This is a genomic window from Acidovorax sp. KPB24-07 (assembly GCF_057543315.1).
The window spans coordinates 1-11,008 of sequence record NZ_BAAJYS010000115.1 but is presented as its reverse complement, the minus strand read 5'-3'; the positions used below and the strand labels follow the sequence as shown (position 1 = coordinate 11,008).

Here is an 11,008-nt window from a genome sequence, read left to right as displayed (position 1 = left end):
AGACGCCGCAGGAGCGCGCGCGCCAGATGCGCTTCATGGCCGCGCGGGGCTTTGCCGGCGACATCGTGCGCCGCGTGGTACGGGGCGACGGCAGCGGGGACGACGACGGCGATTGATGGCGCTGATTCCGGGCCCGCGCCGATCCTGGGCCCGCGAGGCCGGCCGGCTCAGTCCAGCAAGCGTTCCGGGTTGGCGTCGATCTTGGCCAGCGCATCGCGCGTGGCCCGCATCGTGAGCGCTTCCTCTTCCTGCGCCACCAGCAGGCCGGACTGCAGGTAGGCGCCCAGGCGCTTGAGCTGCAGCAGGTAGCTGCTGCCATCGGGCGCGGCGAACAGGTGCAGCTGCTTGCGCTGGCTTTGCCACACGTACTGCACCTGCGCCGACGCGCCGTTGTGGTCCAGCGTGAACCAGGCGCCGGGCTGCAGCTCCTGCGCCCAGGCCACCATGCCCGGCTCCACGGGCGCGCCGTTGTCGGCGATCACGTGGATGGACGAGGCATCGATGCCCAGCATCAGCTCGATGTTGTCGGCGTTGAGCGGCATTTCGCCCAGCGTCGCATCGCTGATGTAGTCCTCCAGATTGGCCAGGCGGCGCGCCATCGCATCGATGTGCGCCTGCGGGATGGACGCCGTCTTGGACAGGAAGGCATCGGCCAGCGTGTCGGTCAGCACCTTCACCTGCGCATCCTGCTCCGGCCCGTTCACGCCGAGCAGCGCCAGGCCCTGGCGCAGGTGCTGCAGCAGCGGCGGCAGGCTCTGGATGACCTTGGCGCGGTCCGCCCGGTGGGGCTTGGCGCTGGCGGCCCAGACCAGATCGGCCGCCGTGCGCTTGAGTGCCACGGTGTCCGGATGCTGCGCGCCGTCGCGCACCGCCGACATGGCCAGCACCTCGGCCCAGGTCTTGAAGAGGAAATCGCGGATCTCCTCGCGCACCGGCATGTCCCGCAGCATGGTGCGCAGCTCGATCGTGTACTGGATGGCCAGCGTCTCGCGCTGCTCGACCTGCTGCGCCACGCTGACGAGCTTGGAGGTGGCCTGCTTGGCGGTGAGGAACTTGGCCAGGAATTTCTCGAATTCGTCATAGACGAGCTGGAAGACGCGCTGCCCGGTTTCGGGGTACTGCTCGATCACCTGCACCACGCGGCGGATCTCGCCTTCCAGCGCGCTGCCGTTGATGGCGGTGGCGTCGAACCCCATCACCACGCCGCCCAGGCGGTCGATCAGGCGGCGTGCCGGGTGGGCGACGTCGCTGAAGAATTCGGGCTCGGCCAGCGCCACGCGCAGCACCGGCACCTGCAGCCGCGCGAACCACACGCGCACGGCCGGCGGAATGCGGTCTTCGCTCAGGATGCTCTGGAACATCAGCGCCACCACCTCGATGATGGCTTTTTTCGCCGGGGGTGGAGGCCTTGGCCTTCAGTTCGGTCGAGCGCTCGCGCACCGCGCCCACCAGCTGCACCACGGCGGCCGGGCTGTAGTCCTCGACCAGCGTGGCCACGCCGCTGTAGTATGTCTGCGCCTGCGCCCGGTGGGCCGACAGGGCCTGCGCCAGCGCGGCGGAGGCCGGCGGCGCGTTCACCATGTCAAAGCCCGTGGCAGGCTGTACCAGCAGGCGGCGCAATTGGCCCATCACGCCCTGCGCACGCTGGCGGGCGCGGGCCAGCGGCGTCATGAACGCCTGCATGCCGGCACCGAAGGCCGTTCCCTGCACGCCCATGCGCCCTGGCGGCACGCCGCCCTGGGACGGCATGCCGTGCATGCTCGCCTGGGCGGATTCCCGGGCGAAGGCCTGGGCCGATTGCTGCAGGGCCTGCGACGCCAGGCCCGCGGGGGAGGACGAGCCCCCCGCCGTGCGGCGCACCTTGGAGCGCAGGTCGTTGTCGGGCTTCACGCCCTGCTCGGTGCAGAACGCGTTGACGGACTGGTACTGGCGCAAGACCAGGTCGCCCAGCTGGCGCTGCAGGGGATCGATGGCGGTCTGCAGGTCGCCCCGCTCCATGCCGGCCTCCACCCACTGGTCGACGAACAGCAGGCAGACCGTTTCAGGGCGGAGGATGTCGCGGCCGTCCAGTTCCTGGCCTTCCAGGTGCTGAATGAACTGCCGCAGGGTGTCGAAGGCGTTGCCCGTGTGCTCCATCACCGTGAGCGCCATGCGCGAGGCGATGATCTGGTTCTCGACGACGTCGTCGCTGAGCAGTTCGAACCCGCCCCCGGCGGGCAGCGCCCCCCGGCTGGTGCTGACCAGCGGCAGCAGGGCCTCGGACAGGCGCGGGCGCAGCCGCTGACCCAGGCCTGGTGGCGCTGCTGGTAGCGCATCCACAGGTCGCGGCGCGTCTGCATCTCGCGCTGCGTGGCCGTCAGGCCCATGAGCTGGGTCAGGAAATCCTGCAGTTCGTTGTCGAGGCCGGGCAGCCCCGCCACCAGGCCCTCCACGAACCGCTGCCGGGCCAGGCGGGCCAGGCGCCGGGGCGCGGTGGGGGGGCGGAGTTCTTCCATACGCCGTCGATTATGGGGCGCCCCGGGGCGTCGCGGTCAGACCGCTGCGCCGGCGTTCGGATCGTTCGGGTCGCCGTCCTTCTTGGGCGGCGCCTTCACCAGGTCTTCGCGCTTCACACCCAGCCACATGGCGATGGCGGCGGCCACGAACACCGACGAATAGATGCCGAACAGAATCCCGATGGTCAGCGCCAGCGCGAAGTAGTGCAGGCTGGGGCCGCCGAAGAAGAACATCGACAGCACCACGGCCTCCGTGGAGGCATGGGTGATGATCGTGCGGCTCATGGTGCTGGTGATCGCGTGGTCGATGACCTCGTGCGTGCTCATCTTGCGGTACTTGCGGAAGGCCTCGCGGATCCGGTCGAAGATCACGACCGACTCGTTCACCGAGTAGCCCAGCACGGCCAGCACCCCCGCCAGCACCGCCAGCGAGAACTCCCACTGGAAGAACGCGAAGAAGCCCAGGATGATCACCACGTCGTGCAGGTTGGCGATCACCGCCGCCACGCCGAACTTCCACTCGAAGCGGAATGCCAGGTAGATCACGATGCCGATCACCACCATGCCCAGCGCCATGAGGCCGCCATGCACCAGTTCCTCGCCCACCTGCGGGCCCACGAACTCGGTGCGGCGCAGCGTGACGTCGGGGTCGGCCGCCTTGAGGGCGCCCAGGACCTGCTCGCTTTGCTGCGCCGAGGTCACGCCCTTTTGCACCGGCAGGCGGATCATCACGTCGCGCGCCGTGCCGAAGTTCTGCACGGTCACGTCGGAATAGCCCAGCCCGGACACGGTGCTGCGCACCTTGCCGATGTCGGCGCTCTGGGTGTAGGCCACTTCCATGACCGTGCCGCCGGTGAACTCCACCGACAGGTGCAGGCCCCGCGTGATCAGGAAGAACACGGCCAGCGCGAAAGTGATGAAGGAGATCGCGTTGAGAACCAACGCGTACTTCATGAACGGGATGTCTTTTCGGATGCGGAAGAATTCCATGGTCCCTCTCCTTCAGTTGGACTTGACCACGGCGGACGTGGTGCTGTCGGGTTCGGGCTTCCACACCTGTCCGATGGACACGCTCTTGAGCTTCTTCTTGCGGCCATACCAGAGGTTGACCAGGCCGCGCGAGAAGAACACGGCCGAGAACATGCTGGTCAGGATGCCGATGCAGTGCACCACGGCGAAGCCGCGCACCGGGCCGGAGCCGAAGGCCAGCAGCGCGAGACCTGCGATCAGCGTGGTCACGTTCGAGTCGAGAATCGTCGCCCAGGCGCGCTCGTAGCCCGCGTGGATGGCCGCCTGCGGCGACACGCCGGCGCGCAGTTCCTCGCGGATGCGCTCGTTGATCAGCACGTTGGAGTCGATGGCCACGCCCAGCGCCAGCGCCATGGCGGCGATGCCGGGCAGGGTCAGGGTGGCCTGCAGCATCGACAGGATGGCCAGCAGCATCAGCACGTTCACCGACAGCGCGATGGACGAGATCACGCCGAACAGCGCGTAGTAGATGCACATGAAGACCGAGATCGCCACGAAGCCCCACACCACGCTGTGGATGCCGCGCTCGATGTTGTCGGCGCCCAGGCTCGGGCCGATGGTGTACTCCTCGATGATGTCCATGGGCGCGGCCAGCGAGCCGGCGCGCAGCAGCAGCGAGGTGTCGTTGGCCTCGGCCGTGGTCATGCGCCCGGAGATCTGCACCCGGCCGCCGCTGATCTCGCTGCGGATCACGGGGGCCGTGACCACTTCGCCCTTGCCCTTTTCGAACAGGACGATGGCCATGCGCTTGCCCACGTTCTCGCGGGTGATGTCCTTGAAGATGCGGGCGCCCTTGGCGTCGAGCGTGAGGTTGACCGTGGGCTCCTGCGTCTGGCCGTCGAAGCCGGGCTGCGCGTCGGTGAGGTTCTCGCCTGTGAGGATGACCTGCTTCTTGACGATGATGGACTGCCCGTTGCGGTCCAGGTACTTTTCGTCGCCGAAGGGCACGGGGCCGGAGCCCAGCTCGGCCGAGCGCGCCTCGGCGCTTTCGTCGACCATGCGCACTTCCAGCGTGGCCGTGCGGCCCAGGATGTCCTTGGCCTTGGCGGTGTCCTGCACGCCGGGCAGCTGCACCACGATGCGGTCCAGGCCCTGCTGCTGGATCACGGGCTCGGCCACGCCGAGTTCGTTGATCCGGTTGTGCAGCGTGGTCATGTTCTGCTTGAGCGCCTGGTCCTGCACCTTGCGCAGCGCCTCGGGCTTGATGGTGGCGCGCACGCGCACGCCCTGGCCGTCGGGGCTGCTGGTGGCCACCAGGTCGGGGAACTGGTCGGTGATCACGTTGCGCGTGGCCGTGGCGGTCGCCTCGTCGCGCAGGCGGATGTCCACCGCCTGGCCGTCGCGGCTGATGCCGCCGTGGCGGATGTTCTTGTCGCGCAGCGTGGTGCGCAGGTCGCCGGCGAGCGATTCGGCCTTCTTGGTGAGGGCCGCCTGCATGTCCACCTGCAGCATGAAGTGCACGCCGCCGCGCAGGTCCAGCCCCAGGTACATGGGGCGCGCATGCAGCGCGCTGAGCCAGTCGGGGGAGCGCGAGACGAGGTTCAGCGCGACGATGTACGGCGGGTCGGCCGGATCGGGCACCAGGGCCTTCTGGATCGCGTCCTTGGCCTTGAGCTGGCTGTCGGGCGAGTCGAAGCGCGCGCGCACCGAATTGCCATCGAAGCTCACGGCATCGGGCACGACGCCCGCGGCCTTCAGGGCCTCTTCGACGCGGCGCTGCACGGCGGCATCGACCTTCAGCGTCGCCTTGGCCGACGACACCTGCACGGCAGGGGCCTCGCCAAAGAAATTGGGCAGGGTGTACAGGGCCCCCACCAGCAGCGCGATCACGAGGATCGCGTACTTCCAGACCGGGTAACGGTTCATGATCGCGCTCTTAACTCTCAGGTCGCGGCGCAGGCCCGCAGGGCCGGCCGCCAGATCGGAACGGCTCGCGCCATCGCTTGGACTTACTTGACCGTGCCCTTGGGCAGGACCTGCGCCACGGCGCTGCGCTGGATCTGCACTTCCACGCCGGAGGTGATCTCGATGTGCAGGAAGCCTTCGGACAGGCGCGTGACCCGGCCGACGATGCCGCCGGCGGTGGCCACCTCATCGCCCTTGGCGATGGCCTCGATCATGTTGCGATGCTCTTTCTGGCGCTTCATCTGGGGGCGGATCATGACGAAGTACAGGACCACGAACATCAGCACCAGCGGGAGCATGCCCGTCAGGGAGGACATGATGTCGCTGCCACCGGCGGCGGCGGCAGGGGCGGTCTGGGCGAAAGCGGAAGAGATAAACACGGCAACAGGCTCCATTCAAATGGATGGTCGTTTCAGACACCCGCCCACGGCGCGACGCGGCGCCAGCCGGGAGGGCAACAGGCGATTGTATGCGGCGCCCCCTGGCAAAGCCCATGCCAAAACCCGCGTCCGCGGGGGGTCTTGGCGTGGCAAGGCCGGCCCAAGGGCCGGCCTTCGATGGGGCATGAAAACACCGCTCAGCACAATAACCACTAGGGCATATTGCTATATTTTCAATAGCACCCCATTTCCCCCTCACATGCCGGGGAAAGGGGCTTTCGCCCCTCAGGCCGTCTGGCGCAGCGCCTCCTGCGGGTGGCGCCACTGGTTCATCAGCACCGCCCACTTGGCGCGGGCGGCCTTCAGGTGGCGCTCCTTCACGTGGCCGTAGCCCCGGATGTCCTCGGGAATGCGGGCGATGTCGGCGGCCAGCGGCAGGTTGTCGGCGGTCAGGCCGGCCAGCAGCTCGTCGATGCAGGCGCGGTACTCGGCGATCAGGGCGCGCTCGGTGCGGCGCTCCTCGGTGCGGCCGAACGGGTCGAGCGCCGTGCCGCGCAGGCCCTTGAGCCTGGCGAGCACGCCGAAGGCCTTGCGCATCCACGGGCCGAACGGCTGCTTGAGCAGTTCGCCCTTGTCGTTCTTCTTCGCGGTCAGCGGGGGCGCCAAGTGGTGCACGAGCTTGTAGTCGCCTTCGAACATGCCCTCGATCTTGGCGGTGAACGCCGCGTCGGTGTGCAGGCGCGCGACCTCGTACTCGTCCTTGTACGCCATGAGCTTGAACAGGTAGCGGGCCACGGCCTCGGACAGGCGCGTGCCCTTGCCGCCCGTGCGCGCCTCGGCGGCCTGCACCTTCTCCACGAAGGCCTTGTACTCGGCCGCATAGGCCGCGTTCTGGTAGCCGGTGAGGAACTGCTCGCGCTTGGCCACCACTTCCGCCAGGCCCGGCTTCTTGACGAACTGGATCACCTGCGCGGCCTTGAACAGGGCCTGCACGGCGGCCAGGTCGTGCGCGCAGCGGCGGCCCCATTCGAAGGCGGCCTTGTTGTTGTCCACCTGCACGCCGTTCAGCTCCATGGCACGCATGAGCGCGGCATGCGATAGCGGCACGCGGCCCTTTTGCCAGGTGTAGCCCAGCATCAGGGGGTTGGTGTAGATGCTGTCGCCCAGCATCTGCATGGCGACTTCCTCGGCATCGAAGCTGGCCAGCAGGTCCTCGCCCACGGCGGAGGCGATGGCCGTGTCGCAATCGGTGCCCGGAAACTGCCAGTCAGGGTTGTGCACGAACGACGCAGTGGGCGAGCCGTGGGTGTTGAGCGCCACGAAGGTGCGGCCCGGCTGCATCGCGGCCATGGTGGTCTTGTGCGAGGCGACGATGGAGTCGCAGCCGATGATGAGGTCGGCCTTGGCCGTGTCCACCTTGGTGGTGTAGATGGCGTCCGGCCGGTTGGCGATCTGGATGTGGCTCCAGGTCGCGCCGCCCTTTTGCGCCAGGCCCGCCGCGTCCTGCGTGATGACGCCCTTGCCTTCCAGGTGCGCCGCCATGCCCAGCAGCGAGCCGATGGTGATCACGCCCGTGCCGCCCACGCCGGCCACGACGATGCCCCAGGCGCTCTCGGCCACGGGCAGCACCGGCTCGGGAATGGGGGGCAGCGCGGAGAGATCGCCCTTCTTTTCCTTCTTGGGTTTTTTCAGCGTGCCGCCCTCGACGGTGACGAAGCTCGGGCAAAAGCCCTTCACGCACGAGTAGTCCTTGTTGCAGGTGCTCTGGTTGATGCGGCGCTTGCGGCCGAACTCGGTCTCCAGCGGCTCCACCGACAGGCAGTTCGATTGCACCGAGCAGTCGCCGCAGCCCTCGCACACCAGCTCGTTGATGACCACGGTCTTGTTGGGCGTGGCGAGGGTGCCGCGCTTCCTGCGGCGGCGCTTTTCGGTCGCGCAGGTCTGGTCGTAGATGATGGCCGTGCAGCCGGGGATCTCGCGGAACTCGCGCTGGATCCGGTCCAGCTCATCGCGGTGGTGCACCGTCACGCCCTCGGCCAGCGCCACGCCGTCGTACTTGCCCGGCTCGTCGGTCACGATCACCAGCCGGGCGATGCCCTCGGCCTTCAGGCTGGCCATGATCTGCAGCACCGAGTGCCCCTCGGGCCGCTCGCCCACCTGCTGGCCGCCCGTCATGGCGACGGCGTCGTTGTAGAGCACCTTGTAGGTGATGTTGGTGCCCGCCGCGATGCTCTGGCGGATGGCCAGCAGCCCGCTGTGGAAGTAGGTGCCGTCGCCCAGGTTGGCGAACACGTGCTTTTCCGTGGTGAAGGGCTGCTGGCCCACCCAGGTCACGCCCTCGCCGCCCATCTGCGTGAAGGTGGACGTGTTGCGGTCGGGCATCCAGTTGACCATGTAGTGGCAGCCGATGCCGGCCACCGCGCGCGAGCCTTCGGGCACGCGGGTGCTGGTGTTGTGCGGGCAGCCGCTGCAGAACCACGGCGTGCGGTCGCCCGTGTCCACCTTGGATTCGGCCAGGCCGCGCTCGCGCGCATCGATCACCGACAGACGCGCGTCCATGCGGGCCACGATGTCGGCCGGCACGCCCAGCTTTTTGAGGCGCTTGGCGATGGCGCGCGCGATGATGGCGGGCGTGAGGTCGGCCTTGGGGCGCAGCAGCCAGTTCTGGCTCGGGTTGGGCATGCTCCACTCGCCACCGGAGTTGTCGCCCTCCACCTCGTCGAACTTGCCCAGCACGTTGGGGCGCACGTCGGCGCGCCAGTTGTAGAGCTCTTCCTTGATCTGGTATTCGATGACCTGGCGCTTTTCCTCCACCACCAGGATCTCCTGCAGCCCCTGGGCGAAGTCGCGGGTGATGGTGGCCTCCAGCGGCCACACCACGTTCACCTTGTGCAGCCGGATGCCCAGATGGCGGCAGACGTCGTCCTCCAGCCCCAGGTCGATGAGCGCCTGGCGCGTGTCGTTGTACGCCTTGCCGCTCGCGATGATGCCGAAGCGGTCCTGCGGGCCCTGGATCACGTTGTAGTTCAGCTTGTTGGCGCGGATGTACGCCAGCGCCGCATACCACTTGTAGTCCATGAGGCGCGCCTCCTGCTCCAGCGGCGCGTCGGGCCAGCGGATGTGCAGGCCGCCGGGCGGCATGGCGAAGTCCTCGGGCAGGACGATCTTCACCCGGTCCGGGTCCACCGAGATGCTGCTGGAGGACTCCACCACCTCCTGGATGGTCTTCATGCCCGACCACACGCCCGAGAAGCGGCTCATGGCGAAGGCGTGCAGGCCCATGTCCAGGATGTCCTGCACGCTGCTCGGGAAGAACACCGGCAGGCCGCAGGCCTTGAAGATGTGGTCGCTCTGGTGGGGCGCGGTGCTGCTCTTGCTGATGTGGTCGTCGCCCGCGATGGCGATCACGCCGCCGTGCCTGGAGGTGCCGGCCATGTTGGCGTGCTTGAACACGTCCGAGCACCGGTCCACGCCCGGGCCCTTGCCGTACCAGATGCCGAACACGCCGTCGTATTTCTTCGTCGTGGGGTACAGGTCGAGCTGCTGCGTGCCCCACACGGCGGTGGCGCCCAGCTCTTCGTTCACGCCGGGCTGGAACACGATGTGGTTCTTGGCCAGGTGCTTCTTGGCCGACCACAGCGCCTGGTCGTAGGTGCCCAGCGGGCTGCCGCGGTAGCCGCTGATGAAGCCCGCGGTGTTCAGGCCCGCGATCGCATCGCGCTGGCGCTGCAGCATGGGCAGGCGCACCAGGGCCTGCACGCCGCTCATGAAGGCACGGCCCTCCGGCAAGGCGTATTTGTCGTCAAGCGTGACCGTTTCAATCGCGCGGCGGATGTGCTCGGGCAGGGGGGCGTTCATAGCACGGCTCCTTCGCCAGCACGCTCGATGCCCAATCCGCAGCGTGCGGCTGCGCCGCCCCCCACGTACTTGTGGCGCAACCCGCAGTGCGGGTTGTCATCCAGCATGACCGTTTCAATGGCGCGGCGAATGGGCTCGGGCAGGGGGGCGTTCATCGGGGGAATCTCCAGTGGGGTCGTTGGCCGTCGCCTCGTGAGCGCGGTTTCAGCGGGGCGCCCTGGGCTCGGACGCACCGCCTTGTCAGGGCAGTGTAGGCAGGACGGCCGGATATGTCCTTTCGTTTTCATGCCGTGTTTACCCTCGTTTTAGAAAGGATCTTTCGCAAAATAATCCAGGGATGAATACTTTGGACAAATTCGACCTGGCGATCCTCGGCGAGCTGCAGGCCGATGCCCGGCTGACCAATGCCGAGCTGGCCCAGCGGGTGGGCCTGTCGGCCGCGCCGTGCTGGCGCCGCGTGCGCGCGCTGGAGGAGTCGGGCTTCATCAAGGGCTACCACGCCGAGATCGACCGCCACAAGATCGGGCTGGGCGTGCTGGCCTTCGTGCGGCTGGACGCCGACCGCAGCACCGGGGGCCTCACGCGCGAGATGGAGGCCGCGATCGCCCAGATCCCCGAGGTGGTGGCCTGCCACTACATCAGCGGCACGGGAACGTTCGAGCTGCAGGTGGTGGCGCGCGACCTGGACAGCTTCTCGCACTTCGCCCGCAACGTGCTGCTGAACCTGCCGAACGTGAAGGACATGCACACCAGCTTCTCGCTGGGCGAGGTCAAGGCCAGCGGCGCCCTGCCGCTGGCGCACCTCGGCCCCACCGGCAATAAGCTACAAAAACAATAGCGCAACGCCCTAGTACCGATTGCGCTGGAGGCCTTTTCGGCTTCAATCCCGTCGGCTCGCTTTTCCGCGCCGCCATCCGGGACGTCGGCGCCCCGCCCGGCACGCCCCGCCCGCACTGCGCACAATCGAGACCATCTATGCCCCCTTTGCCGCCCCACGAGAGCCCGCCCCGCCCCACCCCGTTCCCGCCCCTGGACGACAGTCCCCCGGCCACCGCCGCAGCAGGCCAGGCGCACACCGCCGAGGCCGCGGCGGCCGCGCAGCTGGACCAGGACGCCGCCCCGGCGCGCCCAGCCTCTCGCCGTTCGCGCCGCTGCAGGTGCCCGTGTTCCGCATGCTCTGGCTCACCTGGCTGGCCGCCAACACCTGCATGTGGATGAACGACGTGGCGGCCGCGTGGCTCATGACCACGCTCACCACCTCGCCCGTGCTGGTGGCGCTGGTACAGACGGCTCCACCCTGCCCGTGTTCCTGCTGGGCCTGCCCAGCGGCGCGCTGGCCGA

The 11,008-nt window shown here is 68.2% G+C and carries 6 protein-coding genes and 3 pseudogenes; 3 read left to right on the top strand and 6 right to left on the bottom strand.

The features are described from left to right. Window positions 1-116 (top strand): annotated as a pseudogene (locus tag AC27IQ_RS13345) (recombination regulator RecX); the annotation flags it as partial. Window positions 117-167: 51 nt separating this feature from the next. Here the strand turns inward: AC27IQ_RS13345 and AC27IQ_RS13340 are convergent. From AC27IQ_RS13340 to AC27IQ_RS13315, 6 genes and pseudogenes are all read right to left on the bottom strand, one after another. Next, window positions 168-2,495 (bottom strand): annotated as a pseudogene (locus AC27IQ_RS13340) (DUF1631 family protein). A gap of 36 nt (window positions 2,496-2,531) precedes the next feature. Next, on the bottom strand, window positions 2,532-3,485 hold the full coding sequence (secF, locus tag AC27IQ_RS13335) for a protein translocase subunit SecF (RefSeq protein ID WP_272566599.1): 954 nt from the start codon (window positions 3,483-3,485) through the stop codon (window positions 2,532-2,534). A gap of 12 nt (window positions 3,486-3,497) precedes the next feature. Next, complete coding sequence (gene secD, locus AC27IQ_RS13330; protein WP_272566597.1) at window positions 3,498-5,390, bottom strand: protein translocase subunit SecD; 1,893 nt, start codon at window positions 5,388-5,390, stop codon at window positions 3,498-3,500. An 83-nt stretch (window positions 5,391-5,473) separates the two neighbouring features. Continuing rightward, a complete protein-coding gene (gene yajC, locus AC27IQ_RS13325) occupies window positions 5,474-5,809 on the bottom strand; it encodes a preprotein translocase subunit YajC (RefSeq protein WP_487089747.1) in 336 nt (111 codons plus the stop codon). Window positions 5,810-6,094: 285 nt separating this feature from the next. Beyond that, window positions 6,095-9,667, bottom strand: a complete 3,573-nt coding sequence (locus tag AC27IQ_RS13320; protein ID WP_317351308.1) for an indolepyruvate ferredoxin oxidoreductase family protein — start codon at window positions 9,665-9,667, stop codon at window positions 6,095-6,097. Further along, window positions 9,664-9,822, bottom strand: coding sequence for a hypothetical protein (locus tag AC27IQ_RS13315; RefSeq protein WP_284406471.1), 159 nt, complete (start codon window positions 9,820-9,822; stop codon window positions 9,664-9,666). Before AC27IQ_RS13315 ends, AC27IQ_RS13320 begins: the two co-directional genes overlap by 4 nt. Before the next feature lie 182 nt (window positions 9,823-10,004). Here AC27IQ_RS13315 and AC27IQ_RS13310 point away from each other — a divergent pair, with 182 nt between their 5' ends. Beyond that, on the top strand, window positions 10,005-10,505 hold the full coding sequence (locus AC27IQ_RS13310) for an Lrp/AsnC family transcriptional regulator (RefSeq protein WP_284409690.1): 501 nt from the start codon (window positions 10,005-10,007) through the stop codon (window positions 10,503-10,505). Between the two features lie 137 nt (window positions 10,506-10,642). After that, a pseudogene (locus tag AC27IQ_RS13305) lies at window positions 10,643-11,008 on the top strand (MFS transporter); the annotation flags it as partial.

What these genes read in the sequence shown, in the direction of transcription:
- secF (WP_272566599.1), bottom strand. Translation starts at nt 3,485, where the DNA reads ATGGAATTCTTCCGCATCCGAAAAGACATCCCGTTCATGAAGTACGCG.
- secD (WP_272566597.1), bottom strand. Translation starts at nt 5,390, where the DNA reads ATGAACCGTTACCCGGTCTGGAAGTACGCGATCCTCGTGATCGCGCTG.
- AC27IQ_RS13320 (WP_317351308.1), bottom strand. Translation starts at nt 9,667, where the DNA reads ATGAACGCCCCCCTGCCCGAGCACATCCGCCGCGCGATTGAAACGGTC.
- AC27IQ_RS13315 (WP_284406471.1), bottom strand. Translation starts at nt 9,822, where the DNA reads ATGAACGCCCCCCTGCCCGAGCCCATTCGCCGCGCCATTGAAACGGTC.
- AC27IQ_RS13310 (WP_284409690.1), top strand. Translation starts at nt 10,005, where the DNA reads ATGAATACTTTGGACAAATTCGACCTGGCGATCCTCGGCGAGCTGCAG.